29 protein-coding genes are annotated in these 25,976 nt (G+C 60.2%); 13 read left to right on the top strand and 16 right to left on the bottom strand.

The annotated features are described in order from the left end of the window. Positions 1-35: 35 nt before the first annotated feature. Positions 36-797: a Nif3-like dinuclear metal center hexameric protein gene (locus tag KTN04_RS07015; RefSeq protein ID WP_217334511.1), complete on the bottom strand. Its 762-nt coding sequence runs from the start codon at positions 795-797 to the stop codon at positions 36-38. An 83-nt stretch (positions 798-880) separates the two neighbouring features. Between KTN04_RS07015 and KTN04_RS07010 the strand changes: the two genes are divergently transcribed. Next, on the top strand, positions 881-2,029 hold the full coding sequence (locus KTN04_RS07010) for a trypsin-like peptidase domain-containing protein (RefSeq protein ID WP_217334510.1): 1,149 nt from the start codon (positions 881-883) through the stop codon (positions 2,027-2,029). A 79-nt stretch (positions 2,030-2,108) separates the two neighbouring features. Here the strand turns inward: KTN04_RS07010 and hisD are convergent, their stop codons facing one another. The 9 genes from hisD to KTN04_RS06965 form a co-directional block, all read right to left on the bottom strand. Then, positions 2,109-3,413, bottom strand: a complete 1,305-nt coding sequence (hisD, locus tag KTN04_RS07005) for a histidinol dehydrogenase (protein ID WP_217334509.1) — start codon at positions 3,411-3,413, stop codon at positions 2,109-2,111. Beyond that, positions 3,410-4,060 carry an ATP phosphoribosyltransferase gene (gene hisG / locus KTN04_RS07000; protein WP_217334508.1) on the bottom strand — a complete coding sequence of 217 codons (651 nt, stop codon included), beginning with the start codon at positions 4,058-4,060 and terminating at the stop codon, positions 3,410-3,412. Before hisG ends, hisD begins: the two co-directional genes overlap by 4 nt. Before the next feature lie 16 nt (positions 4,061-4,076). After that, positions 4,077-5,339 carry a UDP-N-acetylglucosamine 1-carboxyvinyltransferase gene (murA, locus tag KTN04_RS06995; RefSeq protein WP_217334507.1) on the bottom strand — a complete coding sequence of 421 codons (1,263 nt, stop codon included), beginning with the start codon at positions 5,337-5,339 and terminating at the stop codon, positions 4,077-4,079. Between the two features lie 19 nt (positions 5,340-5,358). Beyond that, positions 5,359-5,598: a BolA family protein gene (locus KTN04_RS06990; RefSeq protein ID WP_217334506.1), complete on the bottom strand. Its 240-nt coding sequence runs from the start codon at positions 5,596-5,598 to the stop codon at positions 5,359-5,361. A gap of 98 nt (positions 5,599-5,696) precedes the next feature. Beyond that, positions 5,697-5,993 (bottom strand): STAS domain-containing protein, encoded by a 297-nt coding sequence (locus KTN04_RS06985; protein ID WP_217334505.1) that lies wholly within the window; start codon positions 5,991-5,993, stop codon positions 5,697-5,699. Then, the gene (locus KTN04_RS06980) at positions 5,974-6,636 is read right to left on the bottom strand and encodes an MlaC/ttg2D family ABC transporter substrate-binding protein (protein ID WP_217334504.1); all 663 of its coding nucleotides are present in this window, start codon (positions 6,634-6,636) and stop codon (positions 5,974-5,976) included. Before KTN04_RS06980 ends, KTN04_RS06985 begins: the two co-directional genes overlap by 20 nt. Before the next feature lies 1 nt (position 6,637). Continuing rightward, complete coding sequence (gene mlaD / locus KTN04_RS06975; protein ID WP_217334503.1) at positions 6,638-7,096, bottom strand: outer membrane lipid asymmetry maintenance protein MlaD; 459 nt, start codon at positions 7,094-7,096, stop codon at positions 6,638-6,640. 1 nt (position 7,097) lies between these two features. Beyond that, entirely contained in the window at positions 7,098-7,880 is a 783-nt protein-coding gene (gene mlaE, locus KTN04_RS06970) for a lipid asymmetry maintenance ABC transporter permease subunit MlaE (protein ID WP_217334502.1), read from the bottom strand. A 2-nt stretch (positions 7,881-7,882) separates the two neighbouring features. Further along, complete coding sequence (locus KTN04_RS06965) at positions 7,883-8,692, bottom strand: ATP-binding cassette domain-containing protein (RefSeq protein WP_217334501.1); 810 nt, start codon at positions 8,690-8,692, stop codon at positions 7,883-7,885. Positions 8,693-8,881: 189 nt separating this feature from the next. Here KTN04_RS06965 and KTN04_RS06960 point away from each other — a divergent pair, with 189 nt between their 5' ends. The 12 genes from KTN04_RS06960 to yjgA all read left to right on the top strand — a co-directional run bounded on the left by KTN04_RS06960 (position 8,882) and on the right by yjgA (position 17,665). Continuing rightward, on the top strand, positions 8,882-9,853 hold the full coding sequence (locus KTN04_RS06960; RefSeq protein ID WP_217334500.1) for a KpsF/GutQ family sugar-phosphate isomerase: 972 nt from the start codon (positions 8,882-8,884) through the stop codon (positions 9,851-9,853). Further along, positions 9,853-10,398, top strand: a complete 546-nt coding sequence (locus tag KTN04_RS06955; RefSeq protein WP_217334499.1) for a KdsC family phosphatase — start codon at positions 9,853-9,855, stop codon at positions 10,396-10,398. The genes KTN04_RS06960 and KTN04_RS06955 overlap by 1 nt, the downstream gene beginning before the upstream one ends. Then, on the top strand, positions 10,392-10,955 hold the full coding sequence (gene lptC / locus KTN04_RS06950) for an LPS export ABC transporter periplasmic protein LptC (protein ID WP_217334498.1): 564 nt from the start codon (positions 10,392-10,394) through the stop codon (positions 10,953-10,955). Before KTN04_RS06955 ends, lptC begins: the two co-directional genes overlap by 7 nt. Further along, positions 10,945-11,451 (top strand): lipopolysaccharide transport periplasmic protein LptA, encoded by a 507-nt coding sequence (lptA, locus tag KTN04_RS06945; RefSeq protein ID WP_217334497.1) that lies wholly within the window; start codon positions 10,945-10,947, stop codon positions 11,449-11,451. The genes lptC and lptA overlap by 11 nt, the downstream gene beginning before the upstream one ends. Next, positions 11,451-12,188 carry an LPS export ABC transporter ATP-binding protein gene (gene lptB / locus KTN04_RS06940; protein WP_217334496.1) on the top strand — a complete coding sequence of 246 codons (738 nt, stop codon included), beginning with the start codon at positions 11,451-11,453 and terminating at the stop codon, positions 12,186-12,188. Before lptA ends, lptB begins: the two co-directional genes overlap by 1 nt. Before the next feature lie 48 nt (positions 12,189-12,236). Beyond that, positions 12,237-13,751 (top strand): RNA polymerase factor sigma-54, encoded by a 1,515-nt coding sequence (locus KTN04_RS06935; protein WP_217334495.1) that lies wholly within the window; start codon positions 12,237-12,239, stop codon positions 13,749-13,751. Positions 13,752-13,803: 52 nt separating this feature from the next. Further along, positions 13,804-14,094 (top strand): ribosome hibernation-promoting factor, HPF/YfiA family, encoded by a 291-nt coding sequence (gene hpf / locus KTN04_RS06930; RefSeq protein ID WP_217334494.1) that lies wholly within the window; start codon positions 13,804-13,806, stop codon positions 14,092-14,094. 21 nt (positions 14,095-14,115) lie between these two features. Next, positions 14,116-14,577, top strand: a complete 462-nt coding sequence (locus KTN04_RS06925) for a PTS sugar transporter subunit IIA (RefSeq protein ID WP_217334493.1) — start codon at positions 14,116-14,118, stop codon at positions 14,575-14,577. A gap of 1 nt (position 14,578) precedes the next feature. Further along, positions 14,579-15,463 carry an RNase adapter RapZ gene (gene rapZ / locus KTN04_RS06920; RefSeq protein WP_217334492.1) on the top strand — a complete coding sequence of 295 codons (885 nt, stop codon included), beginning with the start codon at positions 14,579-14,581 and terminating at the stop codon, positions 15,461-15,463. Further along, entirely contained in the window at positions 15,456-15,725 is a 270-nt protein-coding gene (locus tag KTN04_RS06915; RefSeq protein WP_217334491.1) for an HPr family phosphocarrier protein, read from the top strand. Before rapZ ends, KTN04_RS06915 begins: the two co-directional genes overlap by 8 nt. A 63-nt stretch (positions 15,726-15,788) precedes the next feature. After that, a complete protein-coding gene (mgtE, locus tag KTN04_RS06910) occupies positions 15,789-17,138 on the top strand; it encodes a magnesium transporter (RefSeq protein ID WP_217334490.1) in 1,350 nt (449 codons plus the stop codon). A gap of 11 nt (positions 17,139-17,149) precedes the next feature. Next, positions 17,150-17,665, top strand: a complete 516-nt coding sequence (yjgA, locus tag KTN04_RS06905; RefSeq protein WP_217334489.1) for a ribosome biogenesis factor YjgA — start codon at positions 17,150-17,152, stop codon at positions 17,663-17,665. Positions 17,666-17,713: 48 nt separating this feature from the next. Here the strand turns inward: yjgA and KTN04_RS17270 are convergent, their stop codons facing one another. From KTN04_RS17270 to KTN04_RS06875, 6 genes are all read right to left on the bottom strand, one after another. Continuing rightward, positions 17,714-21,316 (bottom strand): YhdP family phospholipid transporter, encoded by a 3,603-nt coding sequence (locus KTN04_RS17270; RefSeq protein ID WP_217334488.1) that lies wholly within the window; start codon positions 21,314-21,316, stop codon positions 17,714-17,716. A 12-nt stretch (positions 21,317-21,328) separates the two neighbouring features. After that, a complete protein-coding gene (rng, locus tag KTN04_RS06895) occupies positions 21,329-22,798 on the bottom strand; it encodes a ribonuclease G (protein ID WP_217334487.1) in 1,470 nt (489 codons plus the stop codon). 55 nt (positions 22,799-22,853) lie between these two features. Further along, positions 22,854-23,432, bottom strand: coding sequence for a Maf family protein (locus tag KTN04_RS06890; protein WP_217334486.1), 579 nt, complete (start codon positions 23,430-23,432; stop codon positions 22,854-22,856). Positions 23,433-23,437: 5 nt separating this feature from the next. Further along, the gene (gene mreD / locus KTN04_RS06885) at positions 23,438-23,923 is read right to left on the bottom strand and encodes a rod shape-determining protein MreD (RefSeq protein WP_217334485.1); all 486 of its coding nucleotides are present in this window, start codon (positions 23,921-23,923) and stop codon (positions 23,438-23,440) included. After that, positions 23,916-24,713 (bottom strand): rod shape-determining protein MreC, encoded by a 798-nt coding sequence (gene mreC / locus KTN04_RS06880; protein WP_256449068.1) that lies wholly within the window; start codon positions 24,711-24,713, stop codon positions 23,916-23,918. The genes mreD and mreC overlap by 8 nt, the downstream gene beginning before the upstream one ends. Before the next feature lie 124 nt (positions 24,714-24,837). Further along, positions 24,838-25,875: a rod shape-determining protein gene (locus KTN04_RS06875; RefSeq protein WP_217334484.1), complete on the bottom strand. Its 1,038-nt coding sequence runs from the start codon at positions 25,873-25,875 to the stop codon at positions 24,838-24,840. Positions 25,876-25,976 lie beyond the last annotated feature (101 nt).

The raw sequence follows: 25,976 nt of genomic DNA, 5'->3' as shown, positions 1-25,976 counted from the left end.
TGGCAGCACCGGCCTGAACCGGTGCTGCCACACCATTACACCGGGTTATCGATATCGATGAAACGGTGCTCGATGTCAAATCGCTCCGCCAGGTGTTCGCCCAGCGCCTGCACACCGTAGCGTTCGGTAGCATGGTGTCCCGCCCCACAATAATGAATGCCCGCCTCACGTGCCACGTGCACCACCGGCTCCGAGATTTCACCGCTCAGATACAGATCCGCCCCCTGCGCCAAGGCCTGATCGATCATGCGTTCCGCCGCACCGGTACAGAGCGCCACTCGCTCGATGCATTCCCCACCGCCACTGATCATCTGCGGCGCACGCCCAAGCACCTGTTCGACCCGCTCGGCAAAGGCCGCTGGTGAGAGCGGCACGTCCAGTCGGCCGATATTACCAATCGCCGGATCCTGCCCCGGCTCCAGCGGACCCTCCAGGCTAATGCCAAGGCGCCTGGCCAGTTGAGCGTTGTTGCCCAGCTCAGGGTGAGCATCCAGCGGCAGGTGGTAGGCTATCAGGTTGAGGTCGGTGCTGAGCAGCGTTTGCAGGCGGCGGCGCTTGATCCCGGTGATTTCAGCAGGCTCCCCCTTCCAGAAATAGCCGTGGTGCACCAGCACCAGATCTGCCTGCCACTCCAGCGCCGCATCCAGCAACGCCTGACAGGCCGTGACACCGGTCACGACCCGCTGCACCTGCGGCTTGCCCTCGACCTGCAGGCCATTGGGACAATAATCTCGAAAGCGCTCGGTCTGCAGCAGTTGATCGCAGTAACGCACCAGTTGATCGGTTGAAACGGCCATGAGCTTCCCCCCTCATTGTTCAAGACAAGGCTGTAAACGTATAATGACGAATACTGAAATGATTTACAGGTGCAAGCAAGCCGATGCGTAAAGTCTCCTACCTGATCTGGCCAGTCATTACCGGTGTTCTTGCCGCGGTGCTCATCCTTCAGTTCTATCCACAGCTGATAACGCCACCGGTCAACCGAGTCGAAATCCGTGAAGCGGCGGCGGTTGATCCGCCGATGCCCGCACCAGGACAAGGGGTCGTTTCCTATGCTGACGCCGTCGATCGTGCCGCGCCGGCCGTGGTCAACATCTACACCCGTACTTTGGTACGTCAGCCGGTCAACCCGCTGCTCAACGATCCTTTCTTCCGCAATTTTTTCAACCGTGACCAGCTGCCGCAGCGTGAGCGCATCGAATCCAGCCTCGGTTCGGGGGTCATCCTCAACGAGCAGGGCTATGTGGTCACCAACAATCACGTCATCAGCGGAGCCGACAGCATCGTGGTAGCCCTGCGGGACGGCCGCGAAGCTCTGGCCGAAGTAGTCGGCCTGGACCCGGAAACCGATCTGGCGGTGCTGAAAATCGATCTGGACAACCTGCCCAGCATCACTCTGGCCAGCGATGAACTGCGCATCGGTGATGTGGCGCTGGCAATCGGCAACCCCTTTGGCGTCGGCCAGACCGTAACCATGGGTATCATCAGTGCCACCGGGCGCAACCGGCTTGGCCTGAGCACCTACGAGGACTTCATTCAGACCGATGCCGCCATCAACCCCGGCAATTCCGGTGGCGCACTGATCGATGCCCATGGCAACCTGATCGGCATCAACACGGCTATTTTCTCCAAATCCGGCGGCTCCCAGGGTATAGGCTTTGCCATTCCCTCCACGCTGGCCCGCCAAGTGATGCAGGACCTGATCAACCATGGCCGCGTTATCCGCGGCTGGCTGGGCGTCGAGATTCAGGAGCTGACGCCACAACTGGCGGAGTCCTTTGATGTGGGCGATCGCCCCGGACTGATTATTGCCGGCATCTTCCGTAACGGGCCGGCACATCAGGCGGGCCTGCAGCCGGGCGATGTACTGCTGCAGATTCAGGGTCAGCCGATTGTCGGTAGCCGTCCGGCAATGAACCGCATTGCCGGTTTCAAGCCCGGCGACGTCATCGAGCTGGGCATTCTGCGCAACGGTCATGAAATGAGCCTGAACGCCACCGTGGGCGAGCGTCCCCGAGGACGCAACTGAAGCGGCACAAGCACGGTATTTATCTCCGATACAAAAAAAGCGCCTCAGGGCGCTTTTTTCATGCCAGAGCCCGCGGGACTCAGTCCTTGATACGATATTCGGCCGAACGTGCGTGTGCGGTCAAACTCTCGCCCCGTGCCAGCACGGAAGCCACCTTGCCCATCTCCGAAGCACCATCCGCTGAAAACATGATCAGCGATGAGCGCTTCTGGAAATCATAAACGCCCAGCGGCGAGGAGAAGCGCGCCGTACCAGAGGTCGGCAGCACGTGGTTCGGGCCGGCACAGTAGTCCCCCAGCGCTTCCGCCGTGTAACGGCCCATGAAGATGGCTCCGGCGTGACGGATCTGCGGCAGCAGGGCTTCGGGGTCGGCCACCGACAATTCCAGGTGTTCCGGCGCGATGCGGTTGCTGACTTCGACCGCCTGATCCATATCGGCCACCTTGATCAGCGCGGCGCGGTTTTCCAGCGAAATGCGGATGATCTCCTCACGCTCCATGGTCGGCAGCAGCTTGTTGATGCTGGCCTCCACCCGGTTGATGTAATCGGCATCCGGACAGACCAGAATCGATTGGGCATCCTCGTCATGCTCGGCCTGAGAGAACAGGTCCATCGCCACCCAGTCAGGGTCGGTCTGGCCATCACACACCACCAGAATTTCGGACGGACCGGCAATCATGTCGATGCCCACGGTACCGAATACCGCCCGCTTGGCCGTGGCCACAAAGATATTGCCCGGGCCGACAATCTTGTCCACCGCCGGCACTGTTTCGGTACCATAGGCCAGGGCCGCCACGGCCTGAGCGCCGCCCAGAGTAAAGACCCGATCGACGCCGGCCAGCGCCGCAGCGGCCAGCACCAGCTCGTTGACCACGCCTTCCGGTGTGGGCACAACCATGATGATCTCTTTCACCCCGGCCACGTGAGCCGGCAGCGCGTTCATCAGCACCGATGACGGATAGGCGGCCTTGCCACCAGGCACATAGATGCCGACACGGTCCATCGGCGTAATCTGCTGTCCCAGCATAGTGCCGTCCGCTTCGGTGTACTGCCAGGATTCGCCCTTCTGGCGCTCATGGTAAGCACGCACACGCTCCGCCGCCTTTTCCAGTGCGCTGCGCTGCTCGGCCGGCAGACCATCCAGCGCCTGCTGCAGGCGTGCCTGGCCCAGCTCCAGATCCTGCATGCCGGTGGCCGTGGTGCGGTCGAAGCGGTTGGTGTACTCGACCAAGGCCGCGTCACCTTCGGTGCGCACACGATCAATGACTTCGTTGACGATGCCGTTAACCTTGTCGTCAGACACGTTTTCCCAAGCCAGCAGCCGGTTCAACTGCTGATCAAAATCACTCTGACTGGCATCAAGACGTTGAATGGCAAGACTCATTCGGCGTTCTCCCGGCGTGCATCGATCGCCTGCTGCAGTTGATCAAGAATCGGTTGAATCAGCGCGTGCTTCATTTTCATGGAGGGCTGCCCCACCACCAGGCGCGAGCTGATCTCGGCAATGTGCTGCATTGGCTCCAAGCCGTTGGCACGCAGGGTGTTGCCGGTATCGACAATATCCACAATGCGGTCGGCCAGCCCCATCAGCGGTGCCAGCTCCATGGCACCGTACAGCTTGATGATGTCGACCTGACGACCCTGGCGGGCAAAATACTCTTTGGTCAGGTTGACGAACTTGGTCGCCACCTTCATCCGCCCCTCAACCGGTGCGGCATCCTTCATGCCCGCCACCATCAGTTTGCACTTGGCGATTTCCAGATCCAGCGGCTCATACAGCCCGGCACCGCCATGCTCCATCAGCACATCCTTACCCGCAATGCCCATATCCGCACCGCCATACTCCACGTAGGTCGGTACGTCGGTGGCGCGAATTACCACCAGCTTAATATGGTCATGGTTGGTATCGAAGATCAGTTTACGGCTGCTGAAGATATCCTCGGCAGGCACGATGTCAGCCGCTGCCAGCAGGGGCAGCGTTTCTTTCAGGATGCGCCCCTTGGACAGGGCGATGGTCAGCTGTTGTGTCATGGGCCTCTTCGCTCACTTAACCAGGTACACGACGGATACGTGCGCCCAGTAGCTGCAGTTTTTCTTCGATACATTCATAACCGCGATCAATATGATAAATGCGGTCAATACAGGTCTCGCCTTCGGCCACCAGTGCCGCGATCACCAGGCTGGCAGATGCGCGCAGGTCGGTTGCCATGACTGGCGCCCCCTGCAGTCGGCGCACGCCTTCGATGATGGCCGTGTTGCCTTCGATGGAGATATCCGCCCCCATGCGGATCATCTCCTGCATGTGCATGAAGCGGTTCTCGAACACGGTTTCACGAATCTTGCCGACGCCGATGGCCACCGCGTCCAGCGCCGCGAACTGGGCCTGCATGTCAGTCGGAAACGCCGGATAGGGTGCCGTGGTCACACTCACCGCCTTGGGGCGCTGACCGTGCATGTCCAAGCTGATCCAGTCCTCACCGGTTTCGATCTCGGCACCAGCTTCGGTCAGCTTCTGCAACACCGCATCCAGAATGTCCGGGCGGGTATTCTTGCACTTGACGCGACCACCGGTCGCTGCGGCCGCGACCAGGAAGGTCCCGGTTTCGATGCGGTCCGGCAGTACCGAGTAGCGGCAGCCTTTCAGTGATTCCACACCGTGTACGGTGATGGTATCAGTGCCGGCGCCACGCACATCTGCGCCCATGGCGTTGAGGCAGTTGGCCAGATCGACTACTTCCGGCTCGCGGGCCGCATTTTCGATGGTGGTCACACCCTCTGCCAGTGCCGCCGCCATGAGAATGTTCTCGGTACCGGTAACCGTCACCACGTCGAAGAATACGCGGGCCCCCTTCAGGCGACCGTTGCTGGTGGCGCGAATGTAACCGCCTTCCACCTGGATGTCGGCCCCCATGGCTTCAAGGCCACGGATGTGAAGATCAACGGGACGGCTGCCGATGGCACAGCCACCGGGCAGGGAAACCTCGGCACGCCCGAAGTGCGCCAGCAGCGGCCCCAGCACCAGGATAGAGGCACGCATGGTCTTGACCAGCTCGTACGGGGCACAGAGGTCGGTAATAGTAGTGGCATTAAGCTCCACGCTGAGTTTTTCATCGACCACCAGGTCAACACCCATGCGACGCAACAGTTCCAGCATGGTGGTAATGTCATGCAGGTGCGGCAGGTTGCTGATTGTCACCGGCTCGTCGGCCAGCAGCGTTGCCGCCAAGATTGGCAACGCCGAGTTCTTGGCACCGGAAATACGCACCTCGCCGTTCAGGCAGGCGCCACCTTCAATAATCAGTTTATCCATCAGGGGTTCCTGTGCGGGATCAGCTCAGTGCCGCCCACTGTTCCGGTGTATAGGTTTTGATCGTCACGGCGTGGATGGCACCGCTGGCAATCTGGTCATTCAGGCAGCCGTAAACCAGCTGCTGCTTCTTGACCGGGGTCAGGCCTGCAAACACTTCACCCACCACCGTGACCTTGAAATCACAGCCTTCACCTTCGGGGTATACGGTGCAGCCTTCAAGCTGCTGTTCCAGGATCTGTTTGACGTCTTCAGCCTGCATGCGGGACTCCCGTGCCTTGAATCTGGTTAAAAATAACTGGCGAAATGATACCCAAACGGGCAGCAAAAGGCGATTGCACCCCGGCCGGCCTGCCGGGATCAGTCAAGCCCATCGGCCAGGCCAACCAGCCCGGCGATCGAATGAAAGTCTTCCGGCACGCCGCACAGCGTCAGCCGCTGGCTGAGCCGGCGTGCCTGACGCTGGCACACCAGCCAGAGTGACAGCGCCGAGCTGTCCACACGCTCGACGGCGGACAAGTCCAGCACGCACGCCTCGCCACACGCCTTGAGCTGCTGCAGCAGCGGAGTGCGGATCTGCAGCACCGTGGCGAAGGTCAGATCACCACTCAACGCGACCTGCGCATCCCCGCTGCGCTCAACCTTCGCTGCTGTCATCCTGACCGTCCGTTTTTTCCAGCTTCACATCCTGCATTTTGATCGCCCATGCCTCAATGGTCTTGCCGATGGTGCGGTTCTGCTGATACAGGTCGGCAAACTGGTTGCGGAAGGTGATGCGCAGGTTGATGCCATCCACCAGTACGTTGACCAATGTCCAGCCCTGCTCCTGCTTCAGCATGTAGTACACCAAGGTGTAGGTCTCGCCGTTGCCGGCACTAACACTAACATTGACAATCTGCTTGTCGGGCTCGGGGCTTTCACCGGCCGGCGACTCGATGCGGTACTGCTTCAGCTCGAAACCGGCAATCGACTTGGCATAGGTGCGCAGCAGGGTTGTCTTGAACACGTCGGCAAAACGCGCACGTTCTTCGTCCGTGGCACGACGGTAGTACTTGCCCATGACGCGCTTGGCGATATAGGGAAAATCGACCACCGGTGCAATCACGGTTTCAATCTCGCCCATCAGCTGTTCGGTATTCTCGGCACGCGTCAGCTCTTCACGCTCCATCAGCGCCAGCATGTCACGCGTGGCCGCATCCACGACCTCGCTCGCTTCCTGCCAGCTGGCCTGGGCCAGCACCGGGTTAATCAGGGCGGTGACCGCCAGCAGCACGGCTGCCATCCACTGTTTCAGCTTCATATTATTCACTCACCTTATTGAACAGGAACTTGCCGATCAGCTCTTCCAGTACCAGAGCCGACTGGGTGTCCCGGATATAATCACCGTCCGCCAGGATCTCGTCTTCTGCCCCCGGCACCACACCGATGTACTGCTCGCCCAGCAGGCCGGCCGTCAGAATACTGGCCGAGCTGTCGGTGGTCAGATAATCCACATCGTCGAAAATTTCCATTTCCACTTCTGCCATCAGCAGGTCTCGGTCGATGCGGATCGCCGTAACCTGGCCAATCTGTACACCCGACATGGCCACCTTGGCGCGTGGCGTCAGCCCGCCAATGTTGTCAAACCGGGCATAGACCTTGTAGCCGCCACTCTGTTCGGACAGATTCAGCCCACTGACATTCAACGCCAGCACGATCAGTGCAAGCATGCCGGCCAGCATGAAGGCCCCGACGCCGATTTCAACGGTTCGCATACGCATTTTAAAGTTCTCCAAACATCAATGCTGTCAGGACGAAGTCCAGACCCAGGACGGCCAGCGATGAGTACACCACGGTTCGGGTCGTTGCCTGACTGATTCCTTCTGAGGTCGGGATACAGTCATACCCCTCGAAGACGGCGATCCAGGTCACCACGATGCCAAAGCACACCGCCTTGATGACGCCGTTGAGCACATCATCATAAAAATCCACCGACTGCTGCATGTTGGCCCAGAATGAGCCTTCATAGATACCCAGCCAGTCCACGGCTACCAGAGAACCACCCCAGATCCCGACCACGGCAAAAATGATGGCCAGAATCGGCATGCAGATGAAACCGGCCCACAGGCGTGGCGCCACGATGCGGCGCAGCGGGTCAACTCCAATCATTTCCAGGCTCGCCAACTGCTCGGTGGCCTTCATCAGGCCGATTTCCGCCGTCAGCGCTGAACCGGCCCGGCCGGCAAACAGCAGCGCCGCCACCACCGGCGCCAGCTCGCGCACCAGGCTGAGGGCCACCATCTGGCCGACGGCCTGCTCGGAGCCATAGTCAACTAGGATGGTATACCCCTGCAGCCCCAGCACCATGCCGATGAAACCACCGGACACAACGATGATGACCAATGACAGTACGCCGACAAAATAGATCTGTTTCAGCACCAGGGGCAGCATGGTCATCGGCTGCGGAGCGGCCACCAGTGACTGCAGCAGAATCTGCCCGGCGCGGCCCATGGCCGCCAGGCGCGATAGCACCCGGTGGCCCAGTCGCTGCACAAGTTCCAGCATGATCAGAGTTCCTGTAGCAGGTCCTGATGAAAATCAGGCGCCTTGTAATGGAAAGGGACGGGGCCATCCGGCAGCCCCTGCATGAACTGCCGGACCTGCTCGGAGTCGATATCCGCCAACTCGGCCGGCGTCCCCTGGGCGATCACCTGGGCATCGGACAGCAGGTAAATGTAGTCGGCTATGCCCAGGGTTTCCTTGATATCGTGCGATACAATAATACTGGTGTGCCCCAACGCCTGGTTCAGGCGCCTAATCAGGTTGACCAGCACTCCCATGGCGATGGGGTCCTGTCCGGTAAAGGGCTCGTCGTACATGACAATATCCGGGTCCAGCGCGATGGCGCGGGCTAGCGCCACACGGCGGGCCATGCCGCCGGACAGCTCGCTGGGCATGAGGTCACGGGCCCCCCGCAGCCCCACCGCCTGCAGCTTCATCAGCACGATATCGCGAATCATGTCATCTGGCAGTGCGGTGTGTACCCGCAGCGGAAAGGCCACGTTCTCAAACACGTTCATGTCGGTGAACAGAGCGCCGCTTTGAAACAGCATACCCATGCGCTCACGCACTTCGAACAGCTCGCGCCGCCCCAGAGAGGGAATGTCGGTACCGTCCAGGCAGATGCGCCCCTGATCCGGTCTTAACTGGCCACCGATCAGCTTCAGCAGCGTCGTTTTGCCGGTACCGGACGGCCCCATGATGGCCGTAACCTTGCCGCGCGGGATGCGAATATCAACAGCGTCGAAGATGGCCCTGTCACCACGCGCAAAGCTCAACCCGCTGATATCAATAATAATATCGTCCTCAGGCTTCATTGTAGCCGGGCACTCCTGCTTCCGTTCATCCGGCCGTCACGGTGGCGTGGCGGCGCAAAAATTGACAGCGAAATATACCATTGTCACATGCAAACGTGAATCTAAACGCCCTGCACGGGGTTTCGTGCTTGGCTGAAGTCTGGGGTAGAATACGCTTTTGCAATTCAATTCAAGGCAGGCATCAACCCCATGACAGCCACTGATTACCTTACATCCGGCCGCCAGACCATTCGGCTGGAGATTGAGGCCGTGCAGGAGCTACTGAACCATCTGGATGACCACTTCAGCCGCGCCTGTGAGCTGATGTTCAACTGCAAGGGCCGTGTCATCGTGACCGGCATGGGTAAATCGGGTCATATCGGCAACAAGATCGCCGCCACCCTGGCCAGCACCGGCACGCCGGCTTTTTTCGTTCACCCCGGCGAAGCCAGCCACGGTGACCTCGGCATGTTTACCGGGAATGACCTGGTACTGGCCCTGTCCAACTCCGGCGAAACCGCGGAAGTCGTGACCATTTTGCCACTGATCAAACGCATGGGCGCACCGCTGGTCAGCATCACCGCCAACAGCCAGTCCACGCTGGCCCGCAGTGCCGACATCAACCTGCACATTCCGGTCGACCGCGAGGCCTGCCCGCTGGGCCTGGCCCCCACCTCCAGCACCACCGCGCAGCTGGTGCTGGGCGATGCACTGGCAATCGCTCTGCTCGAAGCGCGTGGCTTCAGCAGCGAGGACTTCGCGTTCTCTCACCCCGGCGGCAGCCTGGGACGACGCCTGCTGCTCAAGGTGGACGACATCATGCACACCGGCGCGGAAATTCCGGTGGTATCGGCCGACACCCCGGTGCGAGAAGCGCTGCTGGAAGTAACCCGCAAGCACCTGGGCATGACCGCCGTTACAGATGCCGATGGCAAACTACTGGGCATCTTCACCGATGGCGACCTGCGCCGCACGCTGGACCTGGCGGTGGATCTGGCAGCCACGCAGATCCATGAGGTCATGACACCGGACGCCACCCGCATCCGCCCCGGCATCCTGGCTGCCGAAGCCCTGAGCCTGATGCAGGAACGCAAAATCAACGCATTGCTGGTCGTGGACGATCAAGAGCGCCCGGTCGGCGCACTCAACATGCACGACATGCTCAAGGCAGGAGTCATCTGATGCAACTGGACAGTCTTTCCCCACAGGTACGTGATGCTCTGGGCGCCATTCGCCTGGCGGTTTTCGATGTGGATGGCATCCTGACCGATGGTCGTCTCAACTTCCTGGCCGATGGCCGCGAGGTCAAAAGCTTTCATACACTCGACGGTCTTGGCATCAAATTGTTGCAACGCTGCGGCATCGAAACGGCCATCATCACCGGCCGCCGCTCGCCCCAGGTGGAACACCGCGCCGAAGCGTTGGGCATCACCTATCTGCGCCAAGGCCGGGAAGACAAATTGGTCGCTCTGGGCGAACTTTGGGAACAGAGTGGCCATAATGCGGCCGGTACCGCCTATATTGGTGATGACCTGCCGGACCTGGCTGCCATCCGCGCCAGCGCCTTCGGTGCCTGCGTTCCCAATGGCCACCCGCTGGTGCGCCGCGAGGCCGATTGGGTCACGGGCGCAGCCGGCGGCAAGGGGGCCGCACGCGAGTTCTGTGAATTAATCCTGGCCGCCCAGGGTAAGCTGGAGGCAATCTACGCGGAGTACCGTGGATGCTGAGTCAGCGTCAGCGTCTTTTAACTGCGGCGGTACTGATTTCAGCCCCCCTGCTATGGTGGGGGTTGCATACTCCACAGGAAACGCTACCGTCGGCGACGGCACCTCGGGTTGAAGCTGTCGACTTTTTTGTGCGTGGCGCCGAAATCACTCGCTGGCAGGACGACGGCCGTACCGGCCAGATCATGACCACTCCTTTGATGCGACATTTCCCGGCGCGAGAGCAGATGGAACTGACCATGCCCCTGACACGGGTCCCCGGTGCGGATGGCGGCGAATATCGCATCCAGGCCGAGTGCGGCATCCTGCCTGACTCGCAGAACGAAGTCCTGCTTGCAGGGGGGGTGCAGCTTCATGATAATCCGGCCTCGGGTCTGCCGGCCCGCCTGCATACCGACACGCTGACGCTGTATCCGCCACGCGACTTTGCGCACACCGATGCACAAGTCATGGTTGAGCGCGGCAGCGACTCGACATCAGCTACCGGCATGGACGTGTTTTTCGATCAACAACGGATAGACCTGCTCTCGGGCGTAAAGGGTGAATACCATGTGCAATAACTTAAAAGCCATACTGCTGACCACCCTGCTCGGCCTGCCCCTGCTGGCACAGGCGCTGCCGGAAGACCGCCAGCAGCCGATCCGCATCAGCGCCGACCGCGCCACCCTGAACGAACGTACCGGTATTACCGTGTATACCGGCAACGTCGAAATCGTGCAGGGCACCATGGTCATTCGCGGCGCACGCGTGGAACTTCACCGTAGCGATGCCGGCGTGCAACGCATCATCTCCACCGGCAAGCCCGCTCAGTTTCAACAGCAACCCAGCCATGACCAGCCCCTGACCAAGGCCTATGGCGAACGCATGGACTACCGAGTCAATCAACAGGAAGTCACTATTACCCGTTCCGCGCGTGTCGACCAGGGGCAGGACAGCTTTACCGGTGAGCGTATCGTCTACAACATGGAAAAGGCGATCGTGAATGCCTTTGGCAGTGACTCCGAATCGGGTCAGCGTGTACAGATGGTGATTCAGCCTAAGCCCGAGGACAAGTGATGACGGTACAGGTTAAACAGCTCCAGGCCCTCCACCTGGCCAAAAGCTACAAGGGGCGTGAAGTCGTCCGCGATGTATCACTGACCATGAACAGTGGCCAGATCATCGGCCTGCTCGGACCCAATGGTGCCGGCAAAACCACCTGTTTTTACATGATCGTGGGCCTGATCAACGCCGATCAAGGCCAGATTCGCATTGATCAGGATGACATTACCCGCCTACCCATGCATGAGCGTGCCCGTCGAGGCATCGGCTATCTGCCGCAGGAAGCGTCCGTATTTCGCAAGTTGAGCGTGCACGACAACCTGATGGCCATTCTTGAAACACGCAAGGACCTGAATGCCAGCCGACGCAAGTTGCTACTGGAGGAGTTGCTGGAAGAGTTCCATATCACCCATCTGCGCAACAGCATGGGCATGGCCCTGTCCGGCGGTGAGCGGCGCCGGGTCGAAATTGCCCGTGCTCTGGCCACCGAGCCCGACTTCATCCTGCTGGACGAACCCTTTGCTGGTGTCGATCCCATTTCAGTCAACGATATCAAGCAGACCATTCGTCATTTGCAGTCGCGCAATATCGGCATTCTGATTACCGATCACAATGTACGCGAGACACTTGATATCTGCGAGCAGGCCTATATCGTCAGTGAGGGCGGCATTCTCGCCCAGGGCACACCGGATGAAATCCTTCACAACGAGCAGGTTCGCCGTGCCTACCTGGGCGAACAGTTTTCGCTCTGAACTGTCCCCAGACCAGACCCTTGAATCGGTCCATCGAGCAGTGTAGATATGAAGCAATCGTTACAACTCAAGATCGGCCAACACCTCACCATGACGCCCCAGCTGCAGCAGGCCATTCGCCTGTTGCAGCTGTCCACTCTGGACCTGCAGCAGGAGATCCAGGAAGCGCTGGATAGCAACCCGCTGCTGGAAGTCGATGAGGAAAACGACGCCGAAACGCCTGAGCCCACACACGAAACCGCCGCTACACCAGACACCGCCGAAGCGACCGCAACCGATGGCGACCGTGCCGATGACGGTGATCCCTGGGACGATAGCAGCAGTGCAGACAGCTGGAGCGAAGACCGCATTCCGGGAGAGCTGGCCACCGACAGTCAATGGGATGACACCTTTCAGCATCAGAGCACACCGGGCCCCGAGCGCGACTCGGATTGGGATCCCGGCGACAACGACAGCGCCGAAGATGACCTTCAGGACCACCTGCTGTGGCAGCTCAACCTGACTCCGATGAGTGACCGGGATCGCCTGATCGCCCTGACATTGATTGATGCCGTAGACGCCGATGGCTATCTGCGCACCACCTTGGAAGAGCTGTTTGAACACTTTCAGAACAGCGAGCCCGAGCAGTTTGCCGATACCGACCTGGAAGAGCTCGAAACCGTCCTGCACCGCATTCAACAGTTTGACCCCGCCGGAGTGGCCGCCCGCGATCTGAGCGAGTGCCTGCAGCTGCAGCTACGCCAGCTGCCCGAGTCGACACCACTTCATCGCGAAGCCATGCGCCTGGCACGCGACCACCTGAACCTGCTGGGTAGCCATGACTACCGCACCCTGATGCGCCGTCTACGCCTCAAGGAAGACAGCCTGCAGCAGGTAATCAGTCTGATCCAGAGCCTGAACCCCAAGCCGGGTACACTGATCAGCTGTGAACAGTCCGAGTACGTCATCCCGGATGTCCTTGTACGCAAAATCCAGGGGCAGTGGAATGTCAGCCTTAATACCGAAGCGTCCCCCCGACTGAAGATCAATACCCAGTATGCCGACTTGATTCGACGCGCCGACAACAGTGCCGACAACACTTACCTCAAGAACCACCTGCAGGAAGCGCGCTGGTTTCTCAAAAGCCTGATCAGCCGCAATGAGACACTGCTCAAGGTCGCCACTGAAATCGTGGCCCGCCAGATCGATTTTTTCGAAGAGGGCGAGGAAGGCATGAAGCCGATGGTCCTGCATGACATCGCCGAAGCGGTCGACATGCACGAGTCCACCATCTCCCGCGTGACCACGCAGAAATACATGCACACGCCCAGAGGCATTTTCGAACTCAAATACTTTTTCTCAAGCCACGTCGGTACGGCCGATGGTGGTGCCGCCTCTTCAACCGCAATCCGGGCGCTGATCAAGAAACTGGTCAATAACGAAAATACCGTCAAGCCATTGAGTGACAACAAGATCGCACAGCTGTTAAAAGAACAGGGAATCAATGTAGCCAGACGCACCGTGGCAAAATATCGCGAGGCAATGAACATTCCGCCTTCTAATGAGCGCAAGCGTCTGGTTTAATGAGAGTGAAAGGCACGCCGAAAGAACGTGTCCATGACGAGGAGAAAAACCTATGCAGATCAACATCACTGGCCATCACGTCGAACTGACTGACGCCCTTAACGAATACGTTCGTACCAAGTTTGACCGTCTGGAGCGCCACTTCGATAACATCACCAATGCACAGGTCACACTCAGTGTTGAGAAACAGCGCCAGAAAGCCGAAGCCGATATCCATCTGGCCGGTGGCGAAGTGTTCGCTGCACACGAACATGACGACATGTACGCCGCCATCGACGGCATGGTCGACAAGCTTGATCGCCAGGTGATCAAGCACAAAGAAAAGATGAAATCCCACAAATAACCGGTAGCAGCACGTCACGACATGCAACTATCTGAACTGCTGACCCCATCCCGAACACTCTGCCATGTGGATGTGGTCAGCAAGAAGCGAGCCCTTGAGCTCGCGAGCCAGACGATTGCCGAGCAATTGAACGGTCCGGCCGCTGAAGACATCTTCAGCGGCCTTATTAATCGCGAGCGCCTGGGCAGCACCGGTATCGGTGAGGGCGTCGCCATTCCACACTGCCGCATGGCCGGCGTCGACCGAGCCATCGGCATGTTGATGACGCTGGAGTCACCCATCGACTTCGATGCCATCGACAACCGTCCGGTGGATCTGGTGTGCCTGCTGCTGGTGCCCGAGCAGGGCGCCGAGGAACACCTGCAGACACTGGCGGGCCTGGCTGAACTGTTCAACCATTCCGAAACCCGCGACGCTCTGCGGGCCTGTGTAGATTCCCAGAGCCTCATGGAGCGCGTACAACAACTGTGCCAGGAGGGCTGATATGCGTCTGGTCGTTCTCAGCGGCCGCTCCGGGTCGGGCAAAAGTACTGCATTGCAGGCACTCGAGGATGTCGGTTTCTACTGTATCGATAATCTGCCGGCCCTGTTGCTGCCCGAACTGACACGCCTGATGCTGGCCGAACAGGAGCCGGGGCAAACCATTGCCGTCAGTATTGATGCTCGTAACCTGCCCAGTAACCTGCAACAGTTCCCCGACATCATGTTGCAGCTGCGCCAGACCAGCGGCCTGCGCATCGAAATCCTGTTTCTGGATGCCGGTGAAGCCACGTTGCTGCGCCGCTACAATGCCACCCGACGCCGCCACCCGCTCACGGCCGGTGGTCAGACCCTGCAACAGGCCATCCGCACCGAGCGCGAGCTGCTGGAGCCCATCGCCAACCAGGCCGACCTGCGCATCGATACCACACGCCTGTCCCTGTATGAGCTGCGTGACGAGGTTAAACTGCGTGTTGCCGGCCGCAGCGAACAGCCTCTGTCACTGCAGTTCAAGTCTTTCGGTTTCAAGCACGGCGTCCCACTGGACGTGGACTTTACCTTCGACGTGCGTTCCCTGCCCAACCCCTACTGGGTGCCGGAACTACGACGCTTCACCGGACGTGACCGGGAAGTGATCGAGTTTCTCAACGCGTCGGATGAAGTCACCGACATGATCGCGGACATTCGCCATTTCGTGCACAAGTGGCTGCCCCGATTTCAGGCCAACAATCGCAGTTATATCACCATCGGCATCGGCTGCACCGGCGGACAGCACCGTTCCGTTCATGTCGCCGAGCAACTGGCTGGTTATTTCCGCGCGCATATGGATAATGTTCAGGTGCTGCACCGTGAACTGAGTCAGCCTGCCGCGGGACACCAACATGATTGAAAAGCGACTGACCATCATCAACAAGCTGGGCCTGCACGCCCGCGCCGCTGCCAAGCTGGTGACAACAGCAAGCCAGTTTCAAGCCGACATACGCATCAGCCGTGACGACCGTGAAATTGACGGCAAAAGCATCATGTCCGTAATGATGCTGGCGGCCAGCAAGGGGACCGAACTGCAGCTCAGTGCCCAAGGCGAGGATGAACAGGCGGCTCTGGATGCCCTGGAAGCACTGATCAATAACCGTTTCGACGAACCCGAATAAACAGTCTCCGCTACTCCCGCGCCACTGTACACCGCGTTATTCGCCCGCAAATGAGACCTGCCCATGAGCCAGCCAGAAATCCCCTCCAACCTGGAAACACTCAGCGCCGCGCTGGAAGTGGGGGAGCTGCAGCAATTGAGGTTCATGCTCAACAAGGGCTTGCGCCCCGCCGAAGTGGCTCACCTGCTGGAGAAGACGCCGCCCCGAGAACGTCAGATCCTCTGGAACCTGCTCAACCAGGAACTGGAAGGCGAAGTGCTGCAGTATCTGGGTGATGATGCCCAGGCCGAAATTCTCAGCCGCATGGAAGCGTCGGAAGTACTGGCGATCACCGAATCGTTGGAAACGGATGACATGGCCGACATCCTGCAACAGCTGCCTGACCGGGTGATGAAAGAGCTGCTGCAGATCATGGATACGGAAAACCGCAGCCGGGTTGAGCAGGTTCTGTCCTACCCCGAGGATACAGCCGGCGGCCTGATGAACACCGATACGGTGACCATCCGCCCGGATATCACGGTGGAAACGGTATTGCGCTACCTGCGCCGCCACAAGGAAATCCCGGAAACCACCGACACTCTGTTCGTGGTCAGCCGCAAGGGCTCCTATATCGGCGTGCTGCCTCTGACCCGCCTGCTGACCACCGACCCGGATGTCATGGTGCGCGAGGTGATGAACACCGATGTCGATGCCATTGCCGCCGATATGCCGGATGAAGAGGTCGCGCGCCTATTTGAACAGTTGGACCTGATCTCGGCCCCCGTCACCGATACCGACGGCCACCTGCTGGGCCGTATCACCATCGATGACGTGGTAGACGTCATTCGTGAAGACGCCGACCACTCGCTGATGAGCATGGCCGGCCTGGACGAGGATGAAGATACCTTTGCGCCAGTCATGAAGACGACCCGACGCCGTGCAGTCTGGCTGGGCATCAACCTGATCACGGCCTTCATCGCCTCGGCCGTCATTGGCCTGTTCGAGGATACGCTGGACCGCGTGGTAGCACTGGCTGTACTCATGCCTATTGTGGCCTCCATGGGTGGCATCGCCGGCAGCCAGACCCTGACGCTGGTGATTCGCGGCCAGGCACTGGGCCACGTGGAGCGCTCCAATATCGGCTGGCTGTTCAACCGTGAATTGATCGTTGGCGCGCTCAACGGCCTGCTCTGGGCACTGGTGGTGGCCGTGGTCGCCGTGCTCTGGTTTCAGGACATGACGGTCGGGGTGGTAATCGCCCTTGCCATCGTCATCAACCTGCTGGCCGGTGCCATGGCTGGCACCCTGCTGCCGATGATTCTCAAGTCGCTGGGTATCGACCCGGCCCTGGCCGGCAGTGTGCTGCTGACCACTATTACCGATGTGGTCGGCTTCTTTGCCTTTCTGGGCCTGGCCACCCTGTTTTTCGCCTGATGGAATACGTTATGACCGATTTTGACTCCAACCAGCCGGACACCGATGACCTGCTGCCCAGCAAATCACAGCTCAAGCGCGAAGCAGAAGACCTGCAGCGACTGGGCAAGCGCATGGCCGAACTGCGACCGGACCAGCAAACCAAGCTACCGATCGACGACCAGCTGCGGGCCGCCATCGAGGAATATGCCCGGATCAAGGCCAACGGTGCCAAGCGTCGCCACCTGCAGTATATCGGCAAGTTGATGCGCACCGCTGATGCCGACGCCATTCAGGCCGTGGTGGATCGCTTCGACTCCGCCAGCGAAGCACACAACCAGCTGTTTCACGAGATGGAGCGCTGGCGCGAACGCCTGATTGATGGTGGCAACGAACCTCTGCAGGCCTTCATCGATGACCATCCCAACGCCGATATTCAGCACCTGCGTCAACTGGTGCGCAATGCCCAGCGCGAGCGCCAACGCGAACAGCCCCCCACGCAGGCACGCAAGCTGTTTCGCTACATCCGTGAGCTGTATGACGTGTAATGGCTGCAACGCCGTGAAGGCTGGCGGGCAGCGACCGGCGTGACCCGGTCAGCGTGACCCGGTCTGCAGTTCCAGGCTGGGGTCGTCCCAGTCGCCACTCAGCGTATAACTGAGCGTGCTGAAGCGTTCCAGCTTGTCGCCGATCAGCTTGTCGATCACAAATACAGCGCCGGCCACCTGAGGAGCCCCCAGCAGCACGGCAGCCAGCGGCGCGTTGCTGCTGACCGGTAAGGTTACCTGAACGGTATTGTCCAACTGGCCGGCGGCCAGGTCGACCCGCCCCTGCAGCGTCATATTGGCCGACGGCCCTTCCATCTGCAGTGGCGCCAAAGTACTGGCCACACCTTTCTCTATCCGGTAATGCCCGCTAATGCGGTCAAAACTGACACCTTTCTTCACTAGGTCGGTAAAGTCCAGCCGCAGACGGCGTGCCAACGAATTGAAATTGAGGATACCGAATACGCGCAGGATATTGGTGCCATCCGATGCCTCGATCAGACGGGCTTCACCCGTATCAAACTTCAACTCCCCCGTCAGACTCTCCAGCGAAAATGCCCAGGGTGCACCGGACCACCTCAATTGCAGGCGGCTATCGAGCGATGCCGTTTCCAGCACCCGCTCCAGCCCCCAGCGGGTCAATAGCGTGCCGAAATCCCCACCGGTCATCGCGAGCGCCAGCGCCGTATGCTCATCGCTCCCCTGCTGCCAGTGCGCTTCGCCTTCTATTGACAGTTCAGCCAGGCGTCCCTGCAGTGACTGGATCGCCACCCCATCAGCAACCGGCTGCAGTCGGCCGCTCCAGGCACCAACGGGTCGGGCACCATGCCAGAGGTCTTCGATATCGATCACAATCACCGGCAGTTGTGCCGGTATGGCTCCGGTAGCAGACGCCACGGAGTCTGCCGGCGCGCGCTTGGACATAGCGTCGGATACCCGTTCGCTCACCGGCTCGGACGCCGACCACAGCGCGTCCAGCTGCAGGTGCGCCAGGTTCAGCCGCAATGGCTGCTCCGGTGTCGCCAGCTGCACCCGGCCTGTTATATCCGGATGCTGGATCTGCAACTCAACTGCGCCCGTGTCACGCATTCGACCACTGACCTGAAGAGGCGCAATGCCATCTGCCGGCAGCCGGGCACGCAGATGACTCAAGCCTGCCCGCTCACCCGCCAGCTTCAGTTCCAGCTCCAACGGTGCCGACTGCTCGGATGACTTGGCCAGAATACCGGGCAGATCCAGCGCGACGCCCTTGAGCTCGGAAGTTAAGCGCAGCTGCGGACAGGATGCATCGGCACAGATATCAAGCACGCCCTGCCAATGCAACATTCCTTTCGCAACACTGAAGGCCGGTTGCTGTAGCCACGCCTGCAATGCCTCAATTCGGGTACTTCCACTCAGCTCAACCCGATAGCGCCGGTCTTGAGTGTGGATACGTGCCTGAACGGGATGCTCCAGAAAGCGTCCCTGAAGCCTGTCTGCGATCAGCCCTTTGTCCTGCCGGTACAGCAATTCTCCCGTCAGGTCCGTCACCTCAACGCGCCCCGCCCCCCGCAGGCGTACCCCGTTCAGGTTGACCCTTACGTCTGCGTGCGGCGCGGCATCCGTCTGCAATGGAATGCTGAGTCCTAGCCGTGTTTCAGCCTGCCCCTGGTCCAGCTGCCAATCATGAATATTCTCACCCAGTCGCTCGGAGAGTGGCGTCTGCTTGAGTAGATGATCCAGGTCCGTCACCGGTCCCTGCAGCCAGGTCTCCACCTGCAGGCGCCGTTCACCGGGCGCCAGGTAGGCCCAACCTGACGGAATACGACTCTGCAGCATGCGAGCTGCATTGATATTGATGGCCAGGCCAGCATCGCGCACCAGCACGAACAGGTCGGCCTCGGTCAATATGGGCCAGCCAGGCTGGTATGCCAGTTCCCCCTCGGCCACGTCGAAGAACAACTGGACCACCGGCGTACGCGGTTGACCGTTATTGCGCGTTCCCGTACGCAGCAGTAACCCGCCCTGGCGCAGCCGCCCGCCCTGCAGCGCCTGCTGCAGCCAGCGATGCAGCCCCTCGCCCACTTCACGTGCCGGGGTATAGATAGACGCCTGGGAGCCATCGCTGTCGGTCATGCCGATCATCAGTACCAATTCGCTCTGACAACTGCGCTCAAAGGGCAGATCGATACTGAAGCGACCGGACGCCTGCACATGCCGATCACGCAGCTGCAGGCGCTCACTGGCTACACGCACGCCTCGCTCATCCAGCTGCCAGCGTACGCGGCCACGGGCATCAGAGTAGCGCCACCGGTCAGGAAACAGCTGCGGGAAATGAAGGCCGAAATCCTCACTGACCAGATCGATATGCCCCCGGTCAAACCCGGCTTCCAAACGACCATTGACGCCACTCAGTGCCGGCGCGCCATGCCAGCCTTGCACTTCAAGCTGCTCCAGGTCGGCACTCAGCTGCAGCTGGCGCCAATCGACGCCGGCGGGCTTGTCGAGCCGTAGACGGTACAAGCGCCCCCCCGGCTGCAGGTTTCGCAGCAGCTCTGAGGCTTGCATCGGCATGCCCGGTGCCTGTACCAGCCAGGCAGACAATGCAGACAGGTCCAGTGCTTCAATGCCTGCCTGCACACGCTCGGGTTGCCGTGACAGCGGCCCCTGTAGCATCAACAGCGGCAACTCGAACGTGCCCTGCTCGTGTCCCAGCTGCAGCTGACGTACCTGCAGTTGATAGTCCTGCCCGCGCGGCTGCAGGCTGGCATTGAAGCGGGCTGAACGGGGATAGGGAACGTCCGCCTGCTGCAACGCCAACCGCTGCAGAGACACCTCCGCCTGAGCGTTGCGCAACTGGCGCCGATCGAACTCCGCCCAGATGCGCATATCCAACCCCAGCTGCTCGACGCCCCACTCCTGCCCGAACAGCTGGAACAGTTCCGGTCCCAGCTGTTCCAGCTCCAGATACAGGCGGTAACGAGCATCCAGCGCCGAAGCCGTTTGTAGCGAATCGGTTTCCACAACAAAACGCATTTCCGCCGTTTCGCCCAGCAACGGTATGCGGAACAGGCCGCTGAGACGGTGCTCACGGAGCGCGTTCTCCAGCTCCAGGTCAGCCGGCGAGATCACCAGACTTTGCCCCTCCTCCGGCACCAGTGTCAGCTCGACATCACGGATAACGGCATAGGGCTGCTGCTGCAGTATACCAACCAGCCGCTCCCAGACCGGTTCCGCCACTCCGCCGTGGCTATCGGGGTCGGCACCGGGTGCCGCACCCGGGCGGTGCAGCCAGGCGCCTCCACGCTGATGCCAGCGCAGGGCGGCACCACGCGCCTCGAAACGCTGGAAGACCGGGCTGAGATGGTACAAAGAGGCAAAGGGATCCAGTTCAAGAATCAGCTGCTCAAGCCGCAACCAACCTTGAGGGCCGGCACCACCACCGGCACGCACCTGGAGCCCCTGCACCTGCACCACAGGCAGGGCATAGTTCCACTGCCCGTGCAGCTGCTCGATGGCGACCGGCACGCCTAGGGTATCGCTCAAGAGGGATTCAATTTCAGGCCGCCAGCGGTCAATGGATTGCAGTCCCAGGCGCACGCTGGTCAGCAGCAGTGCCAGTAACAGTAGCAGGACGACGCTGAACCACCATGCTCGGCTCAAATGGCGACGCACACAACCCCCTGCTTAACGCAAGACGACATCAAACTGTTCGGGGGTGTACAGCGGCTCCACCTGGAAGCGCACTGTCTTGTTGATAAAGTCCTCCAGCTCGGCCACGTAGTCGGACGCCTCATCCAGCAGATGGTCCACCACCGACTGTGCTGCCAGCACCAGGTAGGTTTCGGTATCGTAGGCGCGATGCTGGCGCAGGATCTCCCGGAAGATTTCGTAACAAACCGTTTCCGGCGTTTTCAGGGATCCGCGCCCCTGACAGTGGTTGCAGGGCTCGCACAGCACCTGCTCCAGGCTCTCGCGGGTGCGCTTGCGCGTCATCTCCACCAGCCCCAGCTCGGATACGCCGGTCACCTTGCACTTGGCATGGTCCTTCTCCAGAACGCGCTCCAGCGTACGCAGCACCTGGCGCTGATGATCGGCATCTTCCATGTCGATGAAGTCGATGATGATGATGCCACCCAGGTTGCGCAGGCGCAGCTGACGACCGATGGCGGTTGCCGCCTCTAGGTTGGTCTTGAAAATGGTTTCTTCGAGGTTGCGATGCCCCACGAAGGCGCCGGTATTCACGTCCACTGTGGTCATCGCCTCGGTCTGATCGAAAATCAGGTAGCCGCCGGACTTGAGCTCCACCTTGCGGCCCAGCGCCTTCTGCATCTCCTCTTCGACATTGAACATGTCAAAGATCGGTCGCTCGCCGGGGTAATACTCCAGCTTGGACTCGATTTCGGGCACCAGCGCCTTGACGAAGCTCTGGGCACGCTGGAAGGTCTCACGCGAATCGATGCGAATACGCTCGACACCGGCATGCGCCATGTCGCGCAGAGCACGCATGTTCAGCGGCAGGTCTTCGTACACGATTGCCGGGGCTTTCACCTGCTTGATCTTCTGACGGATGGATTCCCACAGCCGGCGCAGAAACTGCAGATCGCTGGCCAGTTCTACCTCGGAAATGCCTTCGGCCACCGTGCGCAGAATCACGCCCCACTCGGCCGTGCTGGATTCATCCTGCATCAGCTCCAGCATCTGGCTGCGCAGGCGATCCCGCTCCTGGGGGTCTTCAATCCGCTGGGAAACACCGATGTGGGTACTGCCCGGCATGAGCACCAGATACCGCGAAGGGATAGAAATATGGGTGGTCAGGCGGGCGCCCTTGGTCCCGATCGGATCCTTGGTCACCTGCACCAGCAGTGACTGTCCTTCCCGCAGTACCTGGGCAATGGACGTAGCGTTGCGCTGCTCGCTGGACAGGCTCTGATCCACCACTTCATCCACATGGATGAACGCCGCCCGCTCCAGGCCGATATCGACAAAGGCCGCCTGCATACCCGGCAGTACCCGTACCACCTTGCCCTGATAGATGTTGCCGACAATGCCGCGCCGCTTGGCCCGTTCCACGTAAATTTCCTGCGGCATACCATTCTCGATCACTGCCACGCGCGTTTCCATCGGCGTGAAGTTGATCAGAATCTCTTCCCCCATCCTGTGCATCCTCGAGCTGTTGTTATTATTGCGTTTGTCCGTGTGTACGACCGGGTCAAACCTGTTCCCAGACGGGAATATCAAACGCCTGCAGCAATGCGGCTGTCTGCTGCAACGGCAACCCCACTACGGCGGAATAACTGCCTTCAATGGATGTAACCAGCACTGCCCCCAATCCTTGTATGCCATAAGCGCCCGCCTTGTCGCAAGGCTCACCGGTTTGCCAGTAGGCCCGACAGCGCGCTTCATCCAGCTCGGCAAAGTCGACCTGCGTCACGACTGTCTCAACCTCCTGACGACCGGCCTTGACCAGAGCCACTGCCGTCATCACTTGGTGACGGCGCCCGGACAGCTGCATCAGCATGCGCACAGCATCCGCTTCGTCAATCGGCTTGCCCAGAATCTGCGCATCCACCACCACACTGGTATCCGATCCCAGCACGACCGCACCCGGATGCTGTGCCTGGCAAGCCTGCGCCTTACCCAGTGCAAGGCGTTCGACGTAGGCCTGCGGGCACTCCCCCGTCTGCGGCGTTTCATCAATGTCGACCGGGGCACAACGAAAGCGCACCCCAATCTGGTGCAGTAGCTCACGGCGACGAGGAGAGGCGGACGCTAGAATCAATTCAGGCATAAGAATCACTGTAGGTAGAAAGTATGACGCACGGCACGCAGCAGCAGGTACAACCAGGGCCAGACCAGAGCGCTGACCAGCGACGGCAGCAGAAACAGCAGGGAATCACCGGTGGTGCCAGTAATGCTTTGCATCCAGTGGAACAGCAGCTGATTGATGCCTACCAGCACCAGCACCATCAGCGATTGCTGCCACAACGGAAACATGCGCAGGCGCTTGTAGAGTATGACCACAAAAAAGGCGATAACCGTCAGCGACAGCGCACTCAGGCCCAGCACACTGCCACGCACGACATCCAGCAGCACGCCCAGCAGAAAGGCGCTGCCCAGCCCCACCCGATGCGGCAGTGCCATGACCCAGTAGATCAGAATCAGCACAACCCACTCGGGCCGAGCCCAGGCCAGCATGTCCGGCAGCGGCATCTGGCTCAGCACCAGCCCGACCAGAAAGGTCGCAAAGATGATGAAACCGCCGCCCTGGGGCTCAGTCATCCACAGCCTCCACATCGGCCGAAGACCGGTATTCCACCAGCAGCAGATGGCGGCTACGGTCCAAACGGGCAGTCGGCACGGCCTTGACAAGGGTAAACGGACGGCCCGGGTCACGGATTACTTCGTGTACGCGCCCCACCGGGTAGCCCCGCGGGAAACGTCCGCCCAATCCCGACGTCACCAGCAGGTCACCGGCCCGAATATCGACAGTGTCGGGGACATGCTCCAGCTCCAGCTCATCCATCACCCCCTTGCCCAGTGCAACCGAGCGAAAGCCGTTACGGTTGACTTCAACCGGAATCGCGGAGCGGGCATCGGTAATCAGCATTACGCGGCTGGTATAGTGCGCCAGGGATACCACCTGCCCCATAACCCCGCCAGCATCCAGCACCGGCTGCCCGTCAAAGACATGGTCTTCCGAGCCCTGATTGAGAATCACTTCATGCTGAAATGGGTCGGGGTTGACGCCAATCAGCTCGACCAGGCGGGTTTCAGGATCCAAACGGTCTCCGGCCGCCAGCAGCTCGCGCAGGCGAATGTTTTCGGCGGTCAGTGCCGCCATTTGCTGTACCTTGCGCTCCAGCACCAGCGCCTCGGATTTAAGTGCCTCGTTTTCACGCAGCAGACTGGCGCGATCAACCACCACATCCGACACTCCGTCCGCCACACGTGTGGGTATATCGACCAGCCACTGCAGCGGTGTCACCAGCAGCGACAGCCAGGCCCTCCCTTCTTTCATCTTCGGCCAATGCAGATCAGCCGCCATCAGCAGACCGGCCAAAATAACCAGCAGCAGAAATAGGCGACGCGGGGAACCGCCTCGGAAAATCGGTTTAATACCTCACCTCCGGGCTAGACAGCGCTGCTCCGGCGTAATGAGGGCTTTCAGGAAAGAGCCACTCGAGCACCGGCCATCACTCGAATGTCAGAATTTCAAAGGCATGCTTGTCCAGCATCTCCAGCGCCTTGCCACCGCCACGGGCAACACAGGTCAGCGGATCCTCGGCCACGATGACCGGCAGGCCGGTTTCCTCACTGACCAGGCGGTCGATGTTACGCAGCAGAGCGCCGCCACCGGTCAGCACGATGCCGTGCTCGGCAATATCCGCCGCCAGCTCGGGCGGGCACTGTTCCAACGCACTCTTGACGGACTGGATGATGGAAGACAGCGGCTCCTGCAGCGCTTCCAGAATCTCGTTGCTGTTCAGCGTGAAGCTGCGCGGGATCCCTTCAGCCAGGTTACGGCCGCGCACGTCGATTTCCAGAATATCGCTGGACGGGTAGGCCGAGCCAACCTCCTGCTTGATGCGCTCGGCCGTGGCATCACCGATCAGGCTGCCATAGTTGCGGCGCACATAGGTCACGATGGCCTCGTCAAAACGGTCGCCGCCGACACGCACGGACTCGGCATAGACAATACCGTTAAGGGAGATCACCGCAATCTCGGTGGTACCGCCACCGATATCCACCACCATGGAGCCACTGGCTTCATCCACCGGCAAACCGGCACCGATCGCGGCCGCCATCGGCTCGTCAATCAGGTACACCTCACGGGCCCCGGCACCGATGGCCGATTCCTTGATAGCGCGACGCTCGACCTGGGTGGACTTGCAGGGTACGCACACCAGCACGCGGGGGCTGGGGGTCATGAAACTATTATCGTGCACCTTGCTAATGAAGTACTGCAGCATCTTTTCGGTGACATGGAAGTCGGCGATAACGCCATCCTTCATCGGACGAATTGCGGTAATGTTGCCCGGCGTACGGCCGAGCATACGCTTGGCATCCGAGCCAACCGCCGCTACCGACTTCTGGTTGCCGTTGACACGGATCGCCACGACCGAGGGCTCATCCAGGACAATATCGCGATCGCGCACATAAATCAGTGTATTGGCCGTTCCCAAATCGATGGAAAGGTCACTGGAGAACAGGCCTCGAATTTTCTTGAACATGTTGACTGTAGATACCTTGGAAATTGCCGCAGCGGCCGCTAGTCGGAAAGCTCACAACTCTAACAACGGCAGGGATTTTGAGCAAGGTTCAAACATGCTAT

Source organism: Marinobacterium weihaiense (assembly GCF_019061305.1).
GTDB classification, from domain to species: Bacteria; Pseudomonadota; Gammaproteobacteria; order Pseudomonadales; family Balneatricaceae; genus Marinobacterium; species Marinobacterium weihaiense.
Note: the sequence above shows the minus strand (reverse complement) of the source record. Positions and strands in the feature narration are given on the sequence as shown.